Raw genomic sequence first — 22,410 nt, forward strand, 5'->3', positions numbered from 1 at the left:
TAAAAAATATTAATGATACAGCAAGATGGCATTGAAGATTTGGGCATCCTAAACATTAGGAGTCAAGTTTTTCAGTTTTCAACCATGTCCACTTCGATGTTTCTTGCCCAATCCTCCGGGACAAAGACTAAAAAGGCATCCCAGGAAGTGCCAGCAAGTAATCCTCAAATACTACCTTTGTTGGTGGTAACTTCTGGAGGACTGGCTTTAGCGATGATTGCTTTAATTGTGTATAGTAAGCTCCAGATGAATAAGCTGGAGAAAAAACTTAAGTTTGAACAATTCCGGGCACGAGAACTAGAGAAAAAATTTAAGCTGGCGCTGGAAACAATTCGCAAAATGGAAACTAATCCTGATTTGGTGAACTCACGGGACTTTAACCTGGATTATCTGCGAATGCGGATGTCAGAGGAGGTGTTTCATTTTGCAATCCTTAATCAAGTGAAGATTCAGATTAAAGATAAAGTTTCTCAAGCCCTGCGTCCAAATCAAGCACAACTTGGTTCAGTCGGAATTGCTAATAGCACAGGACGGCAAGTAGATGAAATTTTTGATGTAGAGTATGAGACTGGTAGTCCAGGGAACTCTGCCAAGCGAGTGCTGTTTCGCATTCAAATCCGGTTAATGAAGTTACCGACGCAAGCAAGTTCTGCTACTATTAGTCAAATTATTGACTGTATAGAAACTTACCTAAGCCCCATAGAAGACGAGGATAGCTGGCAACCAATAATTCAAGGTCGGATTGCTACCATGCATTGGGATCAAAAGGCTAAACCTACGCCTCTACTGGTGCTGGAGCAATCGAATGAAGGCGTAAATGTGACTTTTCGCACTAGTCGCCAACCAAATGCCCCAACTCAGCCAAAGTCAACTGGAATGAAAAAATCAGGCTCGGCTAGACAATAATAGCTTCAGAGTGCAGATCTATCTATATTCAGTAGATCACAAAGTTTTTTCCAGAAGTGCGATCGCCAACTGTTCCGAAGGCGAACACAAGTACTAAAAGTCGTGTATTCATAAATAAAAATTATATTTTGCTTTCTGGCTGACAAAAGATGAAATCATCAGTATTGTACATAGCGTCTGAACCGTTTTGGCATATGTTCAATATCAAACCTTTGTCTGAAGCTTGACAAATGAGATATAACCTTAATCTTTCACGAATGGAAAACTATAAACAAGATTAATCATTCATCTAGTTCGCGTGAACCACTGACAACAGTAGAAATCTCGTTTTACGATCATGAAATCTACGCGGGTAAAGAACTGATAGTCACCATCACTCACGACGATGATTCAACCCAACTGGGCTAGTGATGGTGAACGGCACAGAGAAATTCCGCGCAAACAGATGGATGAGATGCAATCACTACATCAGTTGGCATCACCAAGACGGAACACTCAACGAACCCACCGCACCTGCCCAAACAGAAATACCTGCCACTACTAGTAATGAAATCATGGTGCAGATTTTCAACGAATGTGAAAAGTACGGCTTTGAAATCCTCGATGACGGCATTTACACCAGCGATAGCAAATTGGGCGAAGTGGGATTGAGTCGCGCTACTTGGTGGGGGCTTGAAACCCTTGAGCGTTTTTGCCCCAAGGGGACTGTTGAGACTTCGATCGCCTTGTCCCCAAGTCTCAACAGTCCCCGGTAGGCACAATTTATGAATTGTGCCTACGTCATCTTTACTCCTATGTTTATTGTCTGAGCTTAGTTATGAGTTGTGATTTCTCACTTTCCAATCATGACCCAATAACTGTATTAGGGAAATTACGGGTTAAAAGACCATCTTCCATTTCTATGATGCGATCAGCTATGTCTAAAATGCGGTTGTCGTGTGTCACTAACAAGATAGTAGTTCCCTGATTTTTGGCCAGGCTCTGCATTATTTCTACAACATCGCGTCCAGATTGCTTGTCTAATGCAGCTGTTGGTTCGTCTGCTAGCACTAGTGGGGGACGATTCACTAAGGCGCGGGCGATCGCAATTCTTTGTTTTTGTCCACCAGAAAGATTGTCTGGGTAATAATCAATTCTTTCTTCTAGACCAACAGACCCCAGGATGGCTTTTGATTTAGCCACTGCTTCTGTTTGAGAAATATTATCATTCAATTCTACCGCCATTTGCACATTTTGCTTCGCTGTCAAGAACCCTAGCAAATTGTGAGCTTGGAAAATATAACCAATGTTGCGTCGCATCTGCACCAGTTTGTTTTGATTGACGCCAAATAGTTCTTCACCTAAAAATTTTAAACTTCCCTCTTGTATAGACCGCAAACCACCAATCAAGCTCAGTAATGTTGTTTTACCCGAACCTGATGGTCCGGTCATAATTACAATTTCACCAGAATAAATTTCTAGGTTAATATCAAATAATATCTGTTTTCTCAATGCGCCTTTGCCATAGTAGTGATTGAGACTTTTAATGGCAATTACAGGTTCTTTCATCATAGTTTTCTTAGCTATCAATTAGCAGTTACAAGACGTAGATGTAGTGCCTGTCAGAAATTAATATTTCTTAATTATTAATTATAGTCTAAGTGGCTCAACAATCTCTTTTAATTAATAGTAAATTAATTAAAATATATCTGCTGGATCGGCAGAACGTAATTTTCGGACTGCGATCGCACCAGAGATAATGCACATAATCATAGTTAAAAGCAACACCATCACGGCACGAGCAAAACTCATAAAAACTGGTAAAAGAGTTACTTCTCTAGCGGTTTTATACATAAATAAAGCAAAAACAATTCCAGGTAAATATCCTAAAAATGCTAACAGCAAAGCTTCTTGAAGAATGACGGTCAATAAATATTTTTGTGTATATCCTATTGCCTTGAGGGTAGCATACTCAGCTAAGTGATCTGCAACTTCTGTATAAAGAATTTGATAAACAATCACAATTCCTACAATGAAACCCATGATAGTTCCTAATGTGAAAATAAACCCAATAGCTGTACTATTTGCCCAATAATTTCGCTCAAAATCAATAAATTCTTGCTTAGTTAAAACATTTACCTCTTTAGGTAAATACTTTCGTAATTCTTGGACAACAACTTTAGCATCTGCTCCCGGTTTTAATCTAATCAGCCCAATATCAATTAATCCTTGCTGACGATTAGGAAATATCCGCATAAAGTTAATATCACTCGTAATTAAATTACCATCGGCGCCAAATGATGCACCTAATGTAAATAGTCCCCCTACTTTAACTCGCCGCCTTCGCACTTCTGCTGTTACAGTCTTTCCTTGTTCATAATCAGCAGCAATTGGGCCATATTCCAGCCGAGAAGAACGGTCAAATAAAACTATATCAGGTAGTTTAAGTTTATCTAAATTCTCCTGAACTCCGGGCAAGTTAAACAGATTATTTTCTGGGTTCATTCCAAAAACAAGGATACTACGAGGACGACCTGTTACAGGATTTTTCCAGATTGTATAGTCCAAATATATCGGATGTACTGATTGTACTGCGGGTAAATCTAAAGCTTTATATAATCGCCGTTGAGAAAAGCTCCTCATTGCCAGAACAGCGCTAGATTGACTATTGATTAAAACAATATCGCCCTGCAAGCTGTTATGGAATCGAACGTTACTATAATACAGAGCATCTCGGAAGCCGAGTTGCATAAACATTAAGATATCAGCGAAAGCAATTCCTGCCAAAGCCACAGCTAGGCGAGTTTTTTCCCTTGTCAGTTGTAGCCACGACAGAGGTATTTTTTGATTCATTTTCTAGGCATCCACGCACAGTTAGCAGTTACGGCAGAAGTCAGGAGTAGAGACGCGATTAATCGCGTCTGTACAGGAGTTAGGAGTAGAGATGCGATTAATCGCGTCTGTACAGCAGTTAGGAGTAAAACAGTCTGGCTTTATATCTGTATTTTGTACCTTAATTAATTGCAAAATGCTGTATTTTATTAGACATGATTTACACAAATTTGAAAATTTATGAGGCAGCTTAATTAAGAAGATTATCAATCAAAAATATAAAATAATAAATTTTATTAATGCTCATTTATGACTTGATTAGTTATTAATTTCGACAATAACTTTAGCGTAAGTTAAACCAGAAACTTTATGACTATCTGCTGGAGGCAGAGCAATTTTCACTTCTACGACTCTGGCATCCACATCTGCTGCTGGATCTGTATTCAGCACATCTTTTTTACCAATTTTTCTGCCAATTTCAGTGACAGTTCCTTTTAATTCGTCGCTAAATGCTCCATTATCGCTGGTGATAGTGGCGTTTTGACCAATACGCACTTTACCAATACTGTCTTCGGGGACTTCAGCAATCACAAACATTTGACTGGTTTGGCCAATTTCAGCAATGCCATTTGCACCGATGGCTTCGCCTGACTTGGTGTAAACCTTTAAAATCTCTCCCGCGATTGGTGCTTGAACGTAGCTCAATCTTAGTTCTGCTTCGGCTTTTCTGACATTTGCGATCGCATTACTAACTTGGGCTTGCGCTACTTCAACATCGGTAGGACTAACATCTAAAATCCTGCTCAGTTTGGCCTTTTCTTCATCGATTTGTCTTTGCAAAGTTGCTAAAGTTTTGTCACGGTTAACTTTGGCTTCGATTAGCTGCTGTTGCAAAGTTGCTAAATTTTGGATTTGGTTAGCTCTAGCTTCGGCAAGTTGCTGTCGTAGGGTTGCTAATGTCTGCTTCAAGGTAGCTTGGCTTTCGGTCACCTGTTGATTAGAAGTTACTGCACTCAAGCGTCTTCTGTCCCGCTCTTGCTGAGAAATCGCACCTTCTCGGTATAAAAAATCATAGCGTCCGGCATCAACTTGGGCATTGCGCTGTTCGGCTTGGACACGTCTGATTGTCGCTCTTAGGACATCTCTTTGCCCACTAAGTTCAGCTTCTAGGCGATTCACGGTTGCTTGTTGGACGAGTTTACCCCCACTTAACTGAGCTGCAATCCGGGCGATAGTTGCTTGTTGAGCATCCCTTTCCCCAACAAACTGCGCTTGTAGGCGAGCAACAACTGCTCTTTGGGCTTGAATATCTCTTGGAGATCCGGCTCTAACTTGTGCTAAATTCGCACGGGCTTCTTGCACTTTGGCTTTTGCCTCTTGTAGTCCGGCTATTTGGGTATCGCGGTTGTCCAAAATTGCCAGAATTTGACCTTGCTTTACCTGTTCACCTTCTCTGACTAAAAGTTGCTGAATTCGTGACGATGGTGCTAATCCTGAGGATGGGGCGGACAATTTAACAACTTCGCCTCGCGGTTCCAAACGTCCTACAGCACTAATGCTATTGGTAGATGGCATTATGGGTGCGGATGTAGTTAGTCTCCTGAGCTGCTCGATTTTGGCTGTACCTAGTATCCCAGCGGCGATTACTATTGGCACTGCTACAGCGATACCCCACCAAATCTTAGCTTGTTCACGATTAAGTGCCTGCTCACTTGGCTTTGGCTTTTCAGTCACCCTTGACATAGTATGTTGCCCGTTTACCTGAATTGTGCTGATGGAAGTAAAAATAAAAGGGTTTTTAATCAACAGCCAGCCGCTTAGGACAAACAACAGTGGTTTAAAGCTGGGTATAGCTTAAAATCCATTGTGTGATCAACACTCAACACTATGGCTTTGCAAAATGGTGTTTTCTAGTAGCTGGCTATTCAATAACTCTGAGTATTATTGAGACATGAGTGCGATGGGAGTTAGCTGAATTCACAAGCAGTATGAATTCAGATGTAGAGACGCAATATATCACTTCTCTAAACATCCAAAATTGATATGATGCGGTACTATATTGCTACATTCGCTATCACAAAGATAAAGTTATTAGCATCCATTGCCACAGCTTGATCAGAGGTGGTTAATTAACAATGGCAAGAATACTAATAAAAGTTAGCGAAAAAGTATCAACTACAGTTAGCTACAAAATTGAAAAGAAACATCAAAAATAGACTGTTGCCTTTGCGGGATACAATCTTGCTACAAAAGTGAGTCTTCCTTAAGTCAATCAACGATTAATTAACTAAAAAATATTTGTCAACTTGAGCATTCTTAACATCAGAGTTTCCTTAACTTTCTAATAAATGAGTTAGCAGGGCTAGTTGCTTGCACCTACCAAAACAACAAACCATCTTGTGATATTCGCTTTAAAAACCTTACTACTTTCCCTGCTGCTATTTTGGAACTCCATTAAACTCTTGTTGAATGAATTCTACATTTATCCGTTACGTGAAAACGTAACAGAGCTTACAGATAGGAAACTGTAAGTCTGGAGGGAGACAGGGGATGGAAAAGATGAAGGGATAATGGTGTTGCATAACAGTAGGATGAATTGGGGCAAGCTGTTGTTGGGTAGGGAAAGCATATGATGCAGGGGTAGAATAAAAGGAAGTTGTTAAATCATTCCGCAACGGGAGCAACGCCGGGATAATTAATTTGGGAGGTCGAATAGAACTGTGGTCATGTAATGTTCTGCCCAAGCTGGGCCAAAGGCTTTTTCTAGTACGCGGCGGGTTTTATCGTTTTGCTGCTGTTTGGTGCAGTAGTTGTGTTGTCCAGCGATATTTTGTGTGACTTGTTCAACTGAAACTGGGCTAGAGGCGATCGCTTGGGTGCAATGAATGTCTAAAAATTCTCGCACACGTGAGAGAAACATTGTTTCTTCTTCTGGGGAACTGGGGCGCACAAAGATACAAAAATCTGAAAAAATATTTCCCCATTCAGGTAATTCACGGGGTTGGGAAAAGTTAAGCACTGTTAGCTGTGTCAGTGCAGAAGTATAAGATTCTGGTAAGGTGCGCTCTAATTGGATAGGAGAAAGGTCGGCGATCGCTGCACTAATTTGACCTCTACCCCCAACTAAATCGCAACCAAACATCGGCAGGTTGTATTCTGGACGGGGAAACATGACGCAGTGCAAAATATCCAGCATATTTCCAATTTTTGCCAGTTCCAAGTGCATTTTCCGAAACTGGGGCGTTTGATAGCAGCGATTTTCAATCGTCAGTTTTTCGCCTTCTAGTCTACCTTCCACATACCCCAACTCATCAGGCAAATGGTAAGGCGATAGATCCAGGTGCTGATGCCAAGCTGCCTCAATACAATCAGCTAGCTGACGAATTAGGGGATGTTGTTGCTCACGCAGCGAGGGTATAGAAGTAAATGACATATTCTAGTTGGGAATGCAATCTAGTGGCCAGTCTACAACCTGTGGTAGCGCATTGGCCAAACAGGGCATTAGGGAGCCAGTGCGTTGCGGAGGTTCCCGACGCTCGATAGCAAAGCGTTAGCGACGTAGGAGCGTCTCCGACAGGAGAAGCAACTGGCGTCATTGGGCATTGGTTATTCACTTTGAACAAAAGCCAAAAGACTATTGCCAGAAATCAGTGACATCGTATCCTAGTTCCTCTAGCATGTGCCGCAGCAGGGGTAAACTCAGTCCAATTACATTGCTGTGACAGCCTGCGATTTTTTCCACGAAGAAACTACCAAAACCTTCAATGGCAAAGGCACCAGCACATTTGAGGGGTTCACCTGTGGCAACATAGGCTTTAATTGCGCGCTCGCTCATTTGAGCAAAGTAAACTCTTGTGACTTGAGACTTTACTAAAGTGCGGTTTTGGTCAAGGTCAATTAAGGCATGACCTGTATACAAGTCGCCAAAGTTACCTTGCATTATCTGCCAACGAGCGATCGCTTCAGAGAAGTCTGCTGGTTTGCCGTAAATTTCACCATTGATGGACAAAACTGAATCACAACCCATAATCAAAGCAGATTCATACTGCGGGGCTACAGTTTCCGCCTTGTACTGAGCAAGAGTTTTGACCAATTGTGCTGGTTCACTTAGTTCAATTTGCGACTCATCAAAGTCACTAGGTTGAACTATCGGTTCAATACCAACAGTTTGCAGCAAGCGGCGTCGGGCTGGAGAAGCTGAGGCAAGTACAAAAGGTGGAATTTTCATGATATTTCTGACTAAATTAGTAATTGGGCATTGGGCATTGGTGATTAAGTTTCTTCTCTATGCCCTATCCCCTATTCTCGATTCCCAATTAATAGACAGAAAAAGAATTGACAATCTCATCAATCATTCGTTTAACTCTTTGCCAGCGTTTTTCAGGAATTGAGGCGTTGAGGGTAAAAAGTTTACCACGGCTAACAGCGACGCTGGCGACGTTGTGCCGTTCCTGTTGATTGGGGAGTTTAACCTCATACTCTAAAAGGTAGTATGTTTTACCGTCTACTTCTCGCTGTGCCGCATTGACTAATTCAGCTGAACGACCAGAGTCAGGAGGCGCCAGAGCAGCTTTTCCTAATTTATATCCTACTTCTGTTGGGGTTCCCAATTCTGACAAAGTTTTGCCTTCTGGAACTGGGCTAATCACAACTGAAACATTTTCAGACACCTCAATCAAATCGTGGAAAACCACATCTGGCCCGTTGGCAACTTTAACTTGCAGCCAGCCGTTAGGATATAAAAACTGATAGCCATCACTAGTGTCTACAAAGCTTTTGAGTCCAGCCGCAACCGCTACACCAGAATTACTCAGGCTGAAGCTCAACAACAATAGCAAAATTAATACAATTCGTTTCCACATTTCTACAGATTCCTTTGGGCTGGAGACAACACCAGACTTGGATCATTTCTCGTTTTTATTCTCCCACCAACCGGGACGCTTCGGATGACACATTAGATAGGGAGGAATCAATGCCCAAATGTCAGCAAATACTCGCTGGTGTCTCGTCTTACTGATGAAGCGGTGTGAAATGCGTCAGAGTAGCTCGTCGTAGACATCGCTTACCTCAAATTTTACCAGTTTAAGCCTTATCCGCCTCGGAATGAATTCCAAGGCTAGTAGCTCAAGCTGACTGGAAGATTTTTAACTATTGCGGGAATAAGACACAGTAAATTCCATCAAAAACAGCAGGTACATGGCTCTGTAGGGACTTTACTATCATCTTATTTGGGTGACAAAAGAGCGACAGCCACTAATTCATTACTTTCTATGTTTGTGTGAAGTGCCTGGAACTTCGACAAAAGCGCTATATGCATGAGAATCATTGGAAATAACTGCTGCAAACAATTCGGAATTGTACAAATCCTGAACACCTTTAATTTCCTTAATGCCAATAAACTGTTCTTGAGTTTCCCAAAGCGAAATAGCAGTGACTTTAGCACCATCATCACTTTTTAATAACCGAGCAGAAATATATCCAGGTTGATATTTCACAACAGTTCGATATATATCCTGGATGGCTTGAAGTAAATCTTGTTGTTTGTCAGGGAGAATCGTAAAAACATCAATAAATGTAATCATCTTGCTGAATTATTCAATCGTGGACTGCTGATTACATCTATCAAAACAGATTGAAAATCTTAACTGCATCGGTAATAGACAATCAAAAACAGGTCAAGCTCCTGACCTAATGAGAGAATATTTGTTACTAGTGTAAGTGTACGTATAGCTACTCAATGTATCTTCTACAAACCTTATCTGAAAAAGCTTTTGGTCTGAGCGTATAAAATTCCTAAATTGGCACGGTGTTCCCAAATACGTAATTTCCAATCTCGCGCCTGAACCATTACCCACCATAGGTTAGAAATCTACGGCTAATAGCGAAAGTCTTCTCAAAGATGACTAAATCAATAGTAACTACTAAAGAAAAGTTAATCGAGAACATAAAAAACCCCGACTTGATGTCTCGTTCCCAGTCTCTGACTGGGAATGCCTAGTAAGAGGCTCCGCCTCAAGACTAGCGGCAGAGCCGCTATGAAAGAGCATTTCCAGCCTCTGGCTCTTAACGAGGTTTAAAAGGGGTTTGGTCTTAAATTGACACCAATGTTAAATGCTGTGCCCCTATAAATGGTCTGTATTCCATGCAATTGAGAACTGCTATGAGCGATCGCTTTAACTTTAAGGCTTAATGTTGTAACTTTAAGGCTTAGTGTTGTAACCTTAAGGCTTAAGGTTCTAGCTTTAAGGGTTAATGTTATAACTTCAAGGCTCAATATTATAACTTTAAGAGTCAACCTTATAACATTAATGACCAAAGTTTGTTGGTGAGTCCAACATTTGGCGATAACAGTAAAGCATCACCCGCCATCGCTTAGAAACCTACGGTTAATAGCGAAAGTCATCTCAAAGATGACTAAATCAATAGTAACTACTAAAGAAAAGTTAATCGAGAACATAAAAAACCCCGACTTGATAGCCGAGGTCGATGGGAGAAGTCCAAATGTCGATGAGATATAGCGATACCAAAATCTGCTTTTCTTAGCTAACACCAGTTATTAGGTAGTTAAGTTTGAGCTTTGCTAAGTTATGTAAATAAATTTAACAAATATATTACAAATAGTCAATTGGACTTGATAAAAGAAGACTGATGAATTTTATAAAAGCTACTTATCAGGGACAGTATAGGATTGTTTTTGGAGGTGTGGTAAATGAAGTAGGGAAAATAAAACGGGTTACTGGCTAAGATAGTGGGATGAAAGTGAGAACCCATCCGCTTTGGGGAATAGAAAAACTCAGCGATTAGCTGCACAAATCAGGGGAGTCGCAATTAAGCCAGAGATTTGAGAAGCTAGCTACTAGATCACCAAAGTCTTTACAATTCCCTTGTTGACTCAAAAAGTATTTCTCGACCTATGACGAATCAAGCTCCTATCCCGGTTATTGTCAACGGTGCTGCTGGTAAAATGGGACGTGAGGTGATTAAGGCGGTGGCGCAAGCGCCTGACTTAAACCTAGTGGGTGCAATTGACCACAGTTTGGAACATCAAGATAAAGACGCTGGAGAATTGGCGGGTTTAAGCGAACCCCTGGAAGTGCCGATTACCAATCAATTAGAACCGATGTTGGGGTATGTGGCTGGCGAGAGACAAGGGCCGCCAGGGGTGATTGTAGACTTTACCCATCCCGATTCAGTTTATGACAATATTCGTAGTGCGATCGCCTACGGTATTCGTCCTGTAGTCGGCACCACTGGGTTAAGTCCAGAACAAATTCAAGACTTAGCAGATTTTGCCGACAAAGCTAGCACTGGTTGTCTAATTATTCCTAATTTTTCCATTGGGATGATACTGTTGCAACAAGCCGCGATCGCAGCTTCCAAATATTTTGAGCATGTGGAAATTATCGAACTGCATCACAACCAAAAAGCTGATGCTCCCAGTGGTACTGCCATTCAAACGGCGCAGTTATTAGGAGAATTGGGTAAAACTTTTAACCCTGCTCTTGTAGAAGAAACGGAGAAATTACCAGGAGCGAGGGGCAGTATCGCAGATGAAGGGATTAGAATTCATAGCGTCCGCTTGCCGGGATTGATTGCCCATCAGGAAGTTATTTTTGGCGCAGCAGGACAGATTTATACTTTACGACATGATACGAGCGATCGCGCTTGTTATATGCCAGGAGTGCTACTAGCGATTCGCAAAGTCTTAACGCTAAAGTCGTTAGTATATGGATTAGAAAAGATACTTTAAACACACTATTGGGCATTCATTACTTAGGACTCATGTTAGTACCACTGACTCGCCAGAAATTTGAACAAGTTGTCCCCCTAATTGCCACTGGTTTGCAGTACAAGTACTACTGGGGGAAGTTCTCAAATTTTTTGCAACGGCTGTTAATTTCTGTAGTTGCGGTAGTTGTTATTTTGCTTGTAACAGTTATTTTCAAGCTTGAGTTTGCTTCAATAGTATTTGTGTTCGGGGTAATTGGCGCTTTTTTTTGGTTGTGGTATCCAGTGTTTCAAGCAAGTATGCGGAATATTCAATGCCGCCGTTACAAGTACGGCGGCTTTTTCCGTGGCCGAGTCCTAGATTGGTGGATTACAGACGAATTGATCGGTAAAACCGAAACAGTCAACAACAAAGGCGAATTGGTGATTGTAGAAAATCGAGAAAAACAGATAAATTTAGACATAGGTGATGATACAGGATTTAGCATTGAGTTTGTAGCACCATTGCGTCCTGCCCACAAAGTTATTACTCGCGGTCAAATTGTAGAAATGGTAGTGATGTCAAATCGTTCAGATTTGAGCAGTATTGAAGAATTCAGCGATATATACTTTCCCAATCGTGACCTGTGGGTTAGCGATTATCCTTATCTGCGGCGGGATTTCTTTAACGAAGTCGGTCGCCGCTTGCGTGAAGACCAACAACAAAAGCCGCGTCGGCGGCGTAGAGTAGAGGATTGAAGAACTAAAGCAGACAGGAGGATGTAATCAGTATAGGCATCTTTTTCAAAGACGTGCAAGGGATAGACCTACACTAATTACCGGCCACCTATTGCAGAGATTTTGGTAGTTTGCTCTCAACCGTAAAGCTTCCCAATGGTCGCTCAAGAGGTTCGGGCATTTGAATTCGAGATAAATTTTTCTGCCCTGTAGCTTCGGCCTTCTTGCTAACGGGAGCATCCCACTTTGATAAGTTTCCCTTTCAAACGATAGGTCACTTGTCCACAAACAAAACCTGCCGACTTAGACTCTACATAAGTCCGTGTTGGCGGATTTTGTTTATCTAACTGTGATTTCCAATCGCCAGATATTTTTTCTAAAGTGGGATATTTTCTTAAAAACTCTGAGTCTGCAACAATATCGTGAGGACCTTTAACATTTATCTTAGAGCTATTGATGTATATATTATAATCATAAATAACGTTTCTATTTCTATTGTTACTGTTAATAACCTTGTCAGGATAAGCATAGAGAATATTCCTTAAAATTCTGCTATCAGATGACATATTAGCAAATATTTGTCCATCGTTAATTTCTGGACTCTGATTATTTAAAACAGCTGTGTTATTTACAATATCAACATGATCACTTAAAAATGTATGAATACCTGATCCACCATTATTAAAGGTAAGATTATTTTTAACTAAAGTGTAACCTTTATATGCACCCAATTTAGAGTTATTATTATCATTTCTTGAACTATCGATAATAATGCCATTACCGTCTGTAATCTTTCCGACTGCAATCCAAGGGATATACATGCGATTGTTGTAGGCCTTGTTGTTGGTCACGAACATCTTGTATCCCCGTTTGGTGTCATAATTCCAATTGCTCAACATCGAAATGCCACTAGCACCATAAACGCTGTACCAGGCATTATTAAATACCACGTTATTATCTACTGTCACATAGTCGGATTGAATCGCTGCAATGCCTACTCCTCCACAGTCATGCACTTTGTTGTTCAGAATACGGATGTGATGAACATGACCATTAGTTCGTCCATCAACGTTGATGCAGTTTCCATTTGTCAGTGGGTTTAGTTTGTTAGTCTTCTGACTCATCGCATAATCAAGGGTTATATTGGCATTGTTCCCTATTACCTCAAGTCCGTTTATCTCAATATATGAGGCTCTCTTGCTAATCAAAATTCCATTCCATCCATTGTGCTGAAGTTTTGGGAAATGGCCAGGATATGCTTTAAATTTAATCCATGCTTTTGCAGTTCCAGAGCGAGTAATTGATACTACCTGCCCAGTCGGTTTTGCATTCGTGTACACTCCGTTCATAATCAGTACCGTGTCCCCAGGGTTCGTAATATCTGCTGCCTTTTGAATTGTCCTAAAAGCGGATGAAGTAGAGAGTCCGCTATTTTTGTCGTTTCCAGAACCACTAACGTAGTATGTTTTCGATGTTGAACTCGTGCTGATTAGCTGGCGGCTAGATAGGATCATTTCCTTGTTATTGGATAGCTGAGGGACGTTTTCAACTAAATATACTTTTATCCTTTCTCGCTCAACAAAAAGACCTAATAGCACGGGAATTGCAAGATATGCGCTTAACCTGAAACCTCGATTTACCACAACAAAAGGCTCCTTTCTAGGCACTACTTAACAAAAATATAATATCAGGATATTCAATACTTTTAAATACTATTTGGCATAAAGTGTTATGATAGAGCCGACTTTCCTAACTACCCCGATTTCCATCTTGTCCATAGGCTTGCCAAGCCAAGTCTACCAATCCATCAACGATCGCAGCTGCTACAACTGCATTACCTTTGCGACTGTCAATCGTAATGTGAGGCACTAGAGAGTCTTGTAAGCGCCCTTTTGCTTCATCAACATTTACAAATCCTACTGGAGTCGCAATTATCAAAGCAGGTCTAATTTCTTCAGCTTCAATTAAATCCACCAGTGCTATTAGTGCTGTTTGCGCTTGACCCACCACAAAAATGCCCTCTGGATAACGCTTTGCTAAGGTTTCTATTCCCCATGCTGCGCGAGTTTTTTCTTTTTGAGGGCGTGTCAGAGCTTCCATACTGCAATACACCGGATTGGCAAAGGTGTTTTGAATCTGGTAAGCAATACCTACTTGTACCATCGGCACATCTACAACAATTGTGGTACGCGCGGCTAGTGCTGCTGCTCCAGCTTGCAAGGCACGCTCAGAGAAACGAATCAAAAACTTATACTCAAAGTCAGCTGTAGAGTATATTACCCGACGCACAATTTCATACTCTGCGGGTGAAAAGACATGAGTGTCAATTTCACTATCAATAATTGCTAAACTTTGAGCATCAGTTACATGCCATTCCATTTTTGTTGAGCTTTTCAAATATTAGCTTTTAGCTTATCAGCTTCAGAGAGTTAAGAGTTAATTAAAAACTCATAACTCCTGTACAGACGCGATTAATCGCGTTTCTCCTCACTCATAACTCATTACTGGAAGAAGACCGACTGAAAATAGGAGATAAGTAGGCAACCAAAACGCCAATAATAAACCCAGAGATATTGCGAACTAGAGGTAACCAGTCGCTTGTACGTGTCACCACTGGCCCAATGCCAAAGGCAATAAACAAGATTCCCCACAAAGGTGAGAAAATTAAAGCCCATTGCCAAGCGAATACTTGTCCTTTTTCGCGGGGTTGAGCTGCAAATCCACAAATCACCCCACCAATAACTGAGGTAATCAAGGTGAGAATCCATTGCTCTCGTGGCAGTCCGGGGACAACATTACAACCACCTTTGAGCAAACAGCCTTTAACCGATTCTAAAGCTTGCAGAATGGCTTGATCTTCACCTTGTTCGCGGACAAAGTACAAATTACCGAAGCGGGTTTGCAGTTCTATCCAGAATGTCCTGGGTAAAAGTTCATAAACAGCATCGCCGACGCTAAAACTGAGGATGTTACCGCCACGAGAATCGGCAACTAGTAGAATGCTTTTGTCATCCAAACCCCAATATTTTATGACTGCCCGACCTGGGGTGCGGTCATACTGAGTCAATACTCGCAGTTTCCAGCCTGTATCGGCTTCAAACTGCTCTAAATCTTTGACAAGCTTTTCTTCTTGCAGCACAGGCAGAGATTTAGCTAAGTCTACAACTGGAGTAAAGGTGTTAGGAAGTAAATCAGGATTGTCATAAGCCAGTGCTGGGGGAGAATGCATGACCCAAATTGACCCAGCTAGGAAAAATACTGCAATGGATACCAGAATTCGTCGCCAAAAACAAGATTGCATGGACGTTTTTATACAAATATCAACGCTAAAAGTGAACAAGTTATTTTAAAAGAGTACTAGAAAAATGATAGTTCTTTACACTTGTTTACTTTACTCTAATCTAGGGGATCAAAGCAAAGAGTTTTTAGGGAATAGGGACTAGGCAGTGGTATTTGTGAATTTTTAATATAAAGTGTATTTTCTACCGAAACCTCTGGCGTTCAAGAGTAACTTACATATCGTCCGGCTTCGGGACGCTGCATCCTTCGACACGCTGGTACTTGGGAAGGTGATGATTTTGAAGAATGCCTTCAAGCAGTATATGCTACCCGTGGTCAAGCTAAAATTGATGACGAAAACCTATGCCATTTTTTGGTCAATCTTCATCATCAAAATTGGTTTCCCAGTTAGCAGCATCGTTGTAACCGTCATTAGCGCGGTATACTTCTGTTTTTATCCGGCGATTTTCTGGCCTGAGCATTTCTCTTTCTCGCAACGTTAGTGGTTGTTCATTGCTTAGTAAGCGATCGTTATTTCGCTTCGTGGGTTTTTGCCGCGTGAAGTTTCTCCAAGCAGCTTTCGCACCCACAAAAATGCTGCGTGTACCTACTTGCAGATTTTGAGCCTGTTTTCTTGCACTATCAAGGCTTTGATCAACTTGTTTGGCTACTTGACTAGCACTTTTTACACTTTCACTTACATCATCAGTTAAGTCAGTGATTTCCAAACCAGTCACACGGATAGCTTCTAGAGTCGGCGGTAAGTCCCGTGATAGTGTATCAAATAGCTTTTCTGCACTGCGAGCAGCGCGTGCTAACTCCTGCAAAGCCGGTAGTGCCGCCACTAAAACCGCAGTCAAACTTGTGGCGACTAAGAGTAAGGAAAGTCCCAACCAAAACAGGGGGTCAATCACGGTTATGCCATTTATAAGCGTTCTAATTGCTGGGGAAGAGAATCTGAGTCTTCAACAGATGTTTGCCGCTTTAAGATTTGGCTTTCCTTGTGAGTAGCATCTACACCTGCTGCGATCGCTTCCCGTAATCTATCTAAAGTCTCATCCCAGTTTCGCAGTGCGCTGGCAGAGAGACGATCTGCCTGGATTTGCACGCTCGTTGATAAATCTTCTGCCAATTCTGGGATAGCATTGGCAGATTTTTTCAAAATTTTACGCGTTTCGCGCCCTGTGCGTGGAGCCACGAGCAAACCGGTCAAAGCACCGATGGTAGCTCCCAGCATCAAACCGCCAATAAATACTCCAGAACGGTTATTAGACATCTTGTTGTTTCTCTCCTTACACCCATTTTAGGTGGGTTTTCTCTCCTTGTAAGACTCCACCGATTTTATCCAGTTAATCTATGTGACAAAATATCAGCCAGAAATGTTGCTTATATTGATTAAATATTAAAATCATTAATTACTTATAATTAAAAACTCCCCGTATCTGTCAAAGTTTTTATGCTGACGGTAAGCCTGATGGCGGACTTATAAGTCCCAAATCGGCGCTTAAACTTCTCTTTGTGTCACCACATCCCGGTGTCCTCGCATCAGCCCTAATTATAAATGTTCATGTAAACCTGACATAACTCATTTTGCAAAAGTTCTTTTCCCAGATGTTAACTCTAGCCTCCGAAAATAACGCTGCCAAATTTGTCGTCCTAACAAAAGTAGACTGATAATTTGCCGCACTTGTTGGATTTGCATTTGTAGCGCTTGATTTTTCTGCCGTAAGTTATAAATATTCTCCTGGCTAAGATAAATATTTTCAGGGGCTTTATTCAGTGCTGCATGGGTACAACTTTCATAGACGGTTAACCTATCTGCTATGTATGCTAACTGCTGCTTGAGTTGCCACACCCGCCAAGCCACATAGAGTAGTATCAGCGAAATCAGGGTGTTAACGAGGATAACTAAAATTACCATTGTTTATCTTCACCAATATTAGCTTTGAGGAATTGTTCAATATACTTGAGTTGGTTTTTATTTAATGATGAAGAAACTAAAGGATAAAAATTATGGCATAAAGTACAGCCGGGATTATAGTAATAAAGAGCAGTTAGATGATGCTCTGAGCGCTATTGAAAGGCTTTACTAGGTGAAAATTAGTCTAACAAAGGCTAATGGCTAAAAAATCGCCAATTCGCCAATTTTGTAACAACCATATGCCCACACTTCACAAAACCACAGCTACAATTGCCTTAGATTCACGACTCAGTTTGCGAAATCAACCCGTATGTTCAATAAGCCCCAGCATTACTACGTTGCACTCCTTAACCTGATAGTCCTAATCAATTTGTGACCTTTGTGGCATGTAAGCACAATGGCATAGCCCCTTCAACAAACGGGGAGAGAACTACACTTCTTACCAGAGGCTCCCCAGCATCGCCTTTATTATTGTGCTCTTACCTCTACCAGTTTTCCAGTCTGTTGCGTAAAGTTAACTAACATTTTGCCTGTAAAAACCTTAATAATGGTTCACCAAGCAAAAATTGCTGGATGTGAGCTGGGGAAAGGGAAAGTGTGAAAGGAGAGAGTCGATTAATTCCTCTTGCCTTAACTTTTACAATTTTCCCAGCCGGAGGCTTACCCGTTTTCCCTCAACCTTTAACCTCTTCCTTGTTGAAGGCTTCCCCCTGGTATTTCACTAATCTGTTACTGATAATGATTATTTCAATACATCCAGTAGGAGTTGAGGATGTCAAAAAAATTACCATCAACTAATTGCTTCCGAGCTATTCTTGTTGCCTTGACGGTTGGATTTGTTGGGTGTGGAAATCAAGCTACAAGAACCGCATTCACTCAGACTACTACGCAGGTAAATGATAATCTTCCTCAAGTCGTAGCGACTACAAGTGTACTTTGTGACTTAACCAGACAGATTACCGGGAATACAGTTAACCTTACCTGCTTAATTTCCCCTACAGCCGACCCCCAATTTTATAAACCAAAACCGGAAGATCGTAAAGCCATTGAGCAAGCTAATCTTATTCTTTATACTGGTTACAATTTTGAACCAAATCTGATCAAATTAATTAAAGCAACTAAAAACACTGCACCGAAAATAGCCGTCGGTCAACTGGCAGTGCCTAAACCACAAAAATTTCAGGCAGGCGGTAAAAATATAACTGATCCTCATCTTTGGCACAATACCAAAAATGCTATCAGAATGGTGAAGGTAATTAATAGTAACCTGATAAAATTAGAATCTAGTGATACAGAGGTTTATACCAGCAATACCAAAAAAATTACAAATGAACTCGCTCAACTAGATAGCTGGATTAAGTCAAGAATTGCCAGTATTCCTGTCAAAGAACGCAAGTTAGTTACAACCTCTGATGCACTGGGTTATTACGCCAAAGCATACGGTATTTCATCAGCAGGAGGATTACAAGGTATTAGTACTGACAAAAACCTGACGGCTGCACAAGTGAAAAATTTGGTAACAAATATTAAACAGGCTAAAGTGTCAACAATTTTTACTGAGGCGGCAATTAATCCTAATTTTCTTCAATCTGTAGCAAGAGAAGCTGAAGTAAAAATTTCTCGCCGGAAGTTATATGCTGAGGGACTTGGTGAACCAGGAAGTGAGGCTGACACTTATCAGAAAATGATGATTGCCAATACACGCACAATTGTAGAAGGGTTAGAAGGGACGTATTTAATGTTTGAAGCGAAAGCTGCTCAGTAGTTATAACCTCAATTGAATAATCTGATAAACCGAGTTTTTTGATTTTATAAAGTTCGGTTTATCAGCCTGCTTTTAAAGAGGAAAAGGCAAATGCTATTTGTTTTTTAATCTGATATCAATAACAGTTGCATTGAAGTTGTAATTAAAGCCTTCCAACTCAAATGGCATTCCAATTTTCACTTTACTGTTACCCAGAACTGGGCCATTCTCAGTCACCTGGGCCTTGCCATCTAAAGTCAAAATCAAATCTGTACTAAAATTATTGGTCTTCGGATCTAGCAATTCTTTAACAGTGCCATTAGGTTGAGGAATATTGATTGTTCTAGGTAGCTGTTGAACAGATTTAATCTCAATCTCCCCATAGGGTTGATTGCGAATAATCACATTAGTTTTCCCGCCTTTTTTTAATCCGTTATTGAATAATTGTTCAGGGTCACGGACATTCAAACCACGGACTACTAAATCTACTTCTATGGGTATTGTTTTCGCACCGACTTGGGCAACAGAACCAGAAGTGCCAGGAAAGACAAAGATGCCAAATATAACTAGCAGAATTACCAGTGCAGCACCTAAATCTAAGAGGTTGATTTTGCCGAACAAACGACCTTTTGAATCTAAAATAGCCATAAAAATTTTTCCGAGGTAATAGTGAAGTAATTGATTGTAGCAAGAAAGTTTTCAATGGGAATAGCAATTTTCCCTATTTTGTAATAACTCAAAGCGGCTAGGCGTTGCGGTTATGCGACAGTTGATCACGAGTTCGTAAGTTCAAAGTGACGGCAGATGACTCTCAAACTTTTGCCTATTAGGACTGACGCATCCAGAAGGTAAAATCTAGTGTTTAAGCCTATGCCTAGAGGGAATCTCTAGCCCCCCACAATTCGGGAGATTGACGTGAGCATTGGCTGTATAACAACCCCTTTGGTCTTGAGTTCAAAATGCAACTTAGAATGATCTAAAACCGTCTCATCATTTGTCCCATCATTTTATGTTCTCCCAAAATTATCTTCAGTGCAGATTATGTTGAATTGGAAAGGTTTTGTTGCAAATTCCCCTCTATGGCGGCGTCGCTGGTTTTATCCTTTAATTTCGGTGGTAGTTGCCCTGAGTCTGTGTCTGAGTACACCCTTGCCTGGAAGAACTTTAGACTTCTTGCCTCTTCTACTCCAAGGAGTTCAGGCATTTCAACTTTCTAATATATCCCCTAACCAAGAAGTTGATCTTGGTAAGCAGATTAATCAGGAATTAGTCGGCAGTCAAGTCCGGCTTTACCGCAATCGGGAAGTTAATCGTTATGTGGAACAAGTTGGTCGGCGTTTAGCAGCAAATAGCGATCGCCCCGATCTCCCCTATACCTTCCAAGTAGTTCAGGATGACAGTATTAATGCTTTTGCTACCTTGGGCGGCTATGTATATGTCCACACGGGTTTGCTGAAAACCGCAGACAATGAAGCGCAACTAGCAAGTGTACTCGCCCATGAAATTGGTCACATTGGCGGGAAACACGTAGTCAAACAGATGCAGCAAAAAGCTCTCGAAGGTGGCCTATTAACAGCTGCTGGCTTAGACCGAAATACGGCGGTGCAAATTGGTGTACAGTTAGCGCGAGACTTGCCACGCAGTCGTAAAAATGAATTTGAGGCTGATCAAAGAGGATTACGAACTTTGACACGTACTGGTTATGCTCAGTCTGCAATGGTTTCCTTTATGCAAAAGCTGCTAAAAAAGAGTGGTTCTGCTCCAACATTTTTGAGTACGCATCCCGGAACCAGCGATCGCATTGATGCCCTCAGACGTGAAATTAACTCTCAACCTAGTAATGGAAAGTATGGCTTGGATAAAGCTAGTTATAAAGCTAATATTCGACCATTAGCGAGGTCTTGAGGGCATAGGACGTTAGTTATTCTTCGCTGCTCCCCCACTCCGCCTGATCTCGAATATTGCTCAATTGTGATTGCGGCGATCGACTTTGATTTTGGCTGGATCAACTCGGTTCACTACATCTTCTAAGGGCAGGGCACGGTGATAGTTTTTAAAAATATTAACTTGATAAACTAAGTTATTCGTGACATCCAGTCCAGTCAACCAGCCACTCCGGGGATGATAAGCGCCAGTATCTATGTCTAGCCATCCCTGTCCTTGTGCCAGTTTACCAGGACAAACACCCGGCAGAGTAAAAGTAATGGTGTGACCGATGATAATTTGCTTATCTGGGAAATAGGGTTTTTTAATACTATGAAATTCTTCTCGTATCCAACACAATTGATCGGCAGTTTGTTCTGTCACCGACTTGGAAGGGTCAACACCAGCATGAGTTAACCAAATATCCCCCAAGTCGAGATATGTAGGCAAACTCTTGAACCAATCCAGATGGTCATCAGGGATTGAAGCCTCGTGGTAACTGGCTACGGTAGCTTGCCCTCCACTGTACAGCCATGCTTGCATCGTCGGGGATGAGGTTCTTTCATTGGTGAGAATGTTTAATAACATCTGCTCATGATTTCCCAGCAAACATGGGTAGTTATTTCGCTTGACAAAATTAACTACTTGTGCACTATGAGGTCCTCGATCAATTAAGTCTCCCAAAAAATAGACTTGATCGTCTGAGGTGGGGGCGATCGCCTCCAACAACGTCATTAAACCTTCATAGTGACCATGCACATCCCCAATTACAATTCGTCTGGGGCTAATTTCGCTCATTGTCTCTTAGCTTCAATAGTTTTGGCTAATACTTCTGCTACAGTTTAAGCTGTCTGGTTTCCGTAATGGAAGGTAAAAATACTGAATAAGTTTTATTTTAATTTAATTATTCACCCAAAAATAAAATTAATTTATGATAACAATGGCGTAAAATTCATATTCTTGAGCGCAAAGAAAGAAAATCAGCCAATTTCATTCACGTTGTTAGCTTAAAATTTAAGCTGTTACTGTATTGCTCATTTTCAATCTCACAATGTCAAAGGATTTCTTTGCTGATATTAGTTCGCGCATCTACAAGCATATGAATGATGATCATGCTGATGCCATAGTTCTTTATGCTAAAGCTTTTGGCGGTATAACAGATGCGTAGGCGTAGCCCGTCGGAGACATTGCAGCAAAAATGCTGTCAATTGATGCACAAGGTATGGATTTAACAGCGCAAGTAAATGGGGAAGCTGTACCAGTTCGCATTCAGTTTGATCATGTTTTAGCAGATGCGGAAGATGCCCATCAAACTCTAATAGCGATGGTGAAGCAGGCACAGGTGAAGGCAAAGTAGAAATTGGGATATTAGCACAGTGTG

General features: G+C 41.2%; 21 protein-coding genes and 2 pseudogenes. 8 read left to right on the plus strand and 15 right to left on the minus strand.

Annotation, left to right across the window (positions count from 1 at the left end; translation table 11 throughout):
• Window positions 1–84: 84 nt before the first annotated feature.
• Window positions 85–906, plus strand: coding sequence for a hypothetical protein (locus tag V7L29_RS20225; RefSeq protein ID WP_334736641.1), 822 nt, complete (start codon window positions 85–87; stop codon window positions 904–906).
• A gap of 449 nt (window positions 907–1,355) precedes the next feature.
• Window positions 1,356–1,661: a hypothetical protein gene (locus tag V7L29_RS20230; RefSeq protein ID WP_334736612.1), complete on the plus strand. Its 306-nt coding sequence runs from the start codon at window positions 1,356–1,358 to the stop codon at window positions 1,659–1,661.
• Window positions 1,662–1,749: 88 nt separating this feature from the next.
• On the opposite strand, the gene V7L29_RS20235 is transcribed toward V7L29_RS20230, so the two are convergent.
• The 7 genes from V7L29_RS20235 to V7L29_RS20265 all read right to left on the minus strand — a co-directional run bounded on the left by V7L29_RS20235 (window position 1,750) and on the right by V7L29_RS20265 (window position 9,299).
• Complete coding sequence (locus tag V7L29_RS20235) at window positions 1,750–2,457, minus strand: DevA family ABC transporter ATP-binding protein (protein WP_334736613.1); 708 nt, start codon at window positions 2,455–2,457, stop codon at window positions 1,750–1,752.
• 126 nt (window positions 2,458–2,583) lie between these two features.
• Window positions 2,584–3,738, minus strand: a complete 1,155-nt coding sequence (gene devC / locus V7L29_RS20240) for an ABC transporter permease DevC (RefSeq protein WP_334691225.1) — start codon at window positions 3,736–3,738, stop codon at window positions 2,584–2,586.
• A gap of 297 nt (window positions 3,739–4,035) precedes the next feature.
• Window positions 4,036–5,460, minus strand: coding sequence for an HlyD family efflux transporter periplasmic adaptor subunit (locus V7L29_RS20245; protein ID WP_334736614.1), 1,425 nt, complete (start codon window positions 5,458–5,460; stop codon window positions 4,036–4,038).
• 952 nt (window positions 5,461–6,412) lie between these two features.
• Window positions 6,413–7,150: a phycocyanobilin:ferredoxin oxidoreductase gene (locus V7L29_RS20250; protein WP_334689659.1), complete on the minus strand. Its 738-nt coding sequence runs from the start codon at window positions 7,148–7,150 to the stop codon at window positions 6,413–6,415.
• A 201-nt stretch (window positions 7,151–7,351) separates the two neighbouring features.
• Complete coding sequence (locus V7L29_RS20255; RefSeq protein WP_334689658.1) at window positions 7,352–7,945, minus strand: Maf family protein; 594 nt, start codon at window positions 7,943–7,945, stop codon at window positions 7,352–7,354.
• Between the two features lie 88 nt (window positions 7,946–8,033).
• The gene (gene psbP, locus V7L29_RS20260; RefSeq protein WP_334689657.1) at window positions 8,034–8,579 is read right to left on the minus strand and encodes a photosystem II reaction center PsbP; all 546 of its coding nucleotides are present in this window, start codon (window positions 8,577–8,579) and stop codon (window positions 8,034–8,036) included.
• A gap of 399 nt (window positions 8,580–8,978) precedes the next feature.
• Window positions 8,979–9,299: an antibiotic biosynthesis monooxygenase family protein gene (locus V7L29_RS20265; protein WP_334689656.1), complete on the minus strand. Its 321-nt coding sequence runs from the start codon at window positions 9,297–9,299 to the stop codon at window positions 8,979–8,981.
• Window positions 9,300–10,630: 1,331 nt separating this feature from the next.
• Here V7L29_RS20265 and dapB point away from each other — a divergent pair.
• Together dapB and V7L29_RS20275 are read left to right on the plus strand one after the other, a co-directional pair.
• Entirely contained in the window at window positions 10,631–11,467 is an 837-nt protein-coding gene (gene dapB / locus V7L29_RS20270; protein WP_334736615.1) for a 4-hydroxy-tetrahydrodipicolinate reductase, read from the plus strand.
• 32 nt (window positions 11,468–11,499) lie between these two features.
• Window positions 11,500–12,183, plus strand: coding sequence for a phosphate ABC transporter permease (locus V7L29_RS20275; protein WP_334736616.1), 684 nt, complete (start codon window positions 11,500–11,502; stop codon window positions 12,181–12,183).
• A 206-nt stretch (window positions 12,184–12,389) separates the two neighbouring features.
• Here V7L29_RS20275 and V7L29_RS20280 read toward each other — a convergent pair whose 3' ends face one another.
• From V7L29_RS20280 to V7L29_RS20290, 3 genes are all read right to left on the minus strand, one after another.
• Window positions 12,390–13,805 carry a right-handed parallel beta-helix repeat-containing protein gene (locus V7L29_RS20280; protein ID WP_334689653.1) on the minus strand — a complete coding sequence of 472 codons (1,416 nt, stop codon included), beginning with the start codon at window positions 13,803–13,805 and terminating at the stop codon, window positions 12,390–12,392.
• Between the two features lie 106 nt (window positions 13,806–13,911).
• A complete protein-coding gene (locus tag V7L29_RS20285) occupies window positions 13,912–14,541 on the minus strand; it encodes a precorrin-8X methylmutase (RefSeq protein WP_334689652.1) in 630 nt (209 codons plus the stop codon).
• A gap of 112 nt (window positions 14,542–14,653) precedes the next feature.
• Window positions 14,654–15,463: a TPM domain-containing protein gene (locus V7L29_RS20290; RefSeq protein ID WP_334689651.1), complete on the minus strand. Its 810-nt coding sequence runs from the start codon at window positions 15,461–15,463 to the stop codon at window positions 14,654–14,656.
• Window positions 15,464–15,673: 210 nt separating this feature from the next.
• Between V7L29_RS20290 and V7L29_RS20295 the strand changes: the two are divergent.
• Window positions 15,674–15,853: pseudogene (locus V7L29_RS20295) on the plus strand (hypothetical protein); the annotation flags it as partial.
• Here the strand turns inward: V7L29_RS20295 and V7L29_RS20300 are convergent.
• The 3 genes from V7L29_RS20300 to V7L29_RS20310 all read right to left on the minus strand — a co-directional run bounded on the left by V7L29_RS20300 (window position 15,819) and on the right by V7L29_RS20310 (window position 17,362).
• Window positions 15,819–16,355, minus strand: a complete 537-nt coding sequence (locus tag V7L29_RS20300; protein ID WP_334736617.1) for a DUF948 domain-containing protein — start codon at window positions 16,353–16,355, stop codon at window positions 15,819–15,821. The pseudogene V7L29_RS20295 and the gene V7L29_RS20300 sit on opposite strands and share 35 nt — an antisense overlap.
• Before the next feature lie 11 nt (window positions 16,356–16,366).
• Window positions 16,367–16,717, minus strand: a complete 351-nt coding sequence (locus tag V7L29_RS20305) for a YtxH domain-containing protein (protein WP_334736618.1) — start codon at window positions 16,715–16,717, stop codon at window positions 16,367–16,369.
• Window positions 16,718–17,026: 309 nt separating this feature from the next.
• On the minus strand, window positions 17,027–17,362 hold the full coding sequence (locus V7L29_RS20310) for a hypothetical protein (RefSeq protein ID WP_334689648.1): 336 nt from the start codon (window positions 17,360–17,362) through the stop codon (window positions 17,027–17,029).
• A 772-nt stretch (window positions 17,363–18,134) separates the two neighbouring features.
• Between V7L29_RS20310 and V7L29_RS20315 the strand changes: the two genes are divergently transcribed.
• Window positions 18,135–19,127 carry a metal ABC transporter solute-binding protein, Zn/Mn family gene (locus V7L29_RS20315; RefSeq protein ID WP_334689647.1) on the plus strand — a complete coding sequence of 331 codons (993 nt, stop codon included), beginning with the start codon at window positions 18,135–18,137 and terminating at the stop codon, window positions 19,125–19,127.
• Window positions 19,128–19,220: 93 nt separating this feature from the next.
• On the opposite strand, the gene V7L29_RS20320 is transcribed toward V7L29_RS20315, so the two are convergent.
• On the minus strand, window positions 19,221–19,754 hold the full coding sequence (locus tag V7L29_RS20320; protein WP_334689646.1) for a DUF4330 domain-containing protein: 534 nt from the start codon (window positions 19,752–19,754) through the stop codon (window positions 19,221–19,223).
• 393 nt (window positions 19,755–20,147) lie between these two features.
• Here V7L29_RS20320 and V7L29_RS20325 point away from each other — a divergent pair, with 393 nt between their 5' ends.
• A complete protein-coding gene (locus V7L29_RS20325) occupies window positions 20,148–21,011 on the plus strand; it encodes a M48 family metallopeptidase (protein WP_334689645.1) in 864 nt (287 codons plus the stop codon).
• Window positions 21,012–21,071: 60 nt separating this feature from the next.
• Here the strand turns inward: V7L29_RS20325 and V7L29_RS20330 are convergent, their stop codons facing one another.
• A complete protein-coding gene (locus V7L29_RS20330) occupies window positions 21,072–21,827 on the minus strand; it encodes a metallophosphoesterase family protein (protein ID WP_334689644.1) in 756 nt (251 codons plus the stop codon).
• Between the two features lie 253 nt (window positions 21,828–22,080).
• Between V7L29_RS20330 and V7L29_RS20335 the strand changes: the two are divergent.
• Window positions 22,081–22,386 (plus strand): annotated as a pseudogene (locus V7L29_RS20335) (DUF2470 domain-containing protein).
• Window positions 22,387–22,410: the final 24 nt, after the last annotated feature.

The organism is Nostoc sp., assembly GCF_036916575.1.
GTDB lineage: Bacteria > Cyanobacteriota > Cyanobacteriia > Cyanobacteriales > Nostocaceae > Nostoc.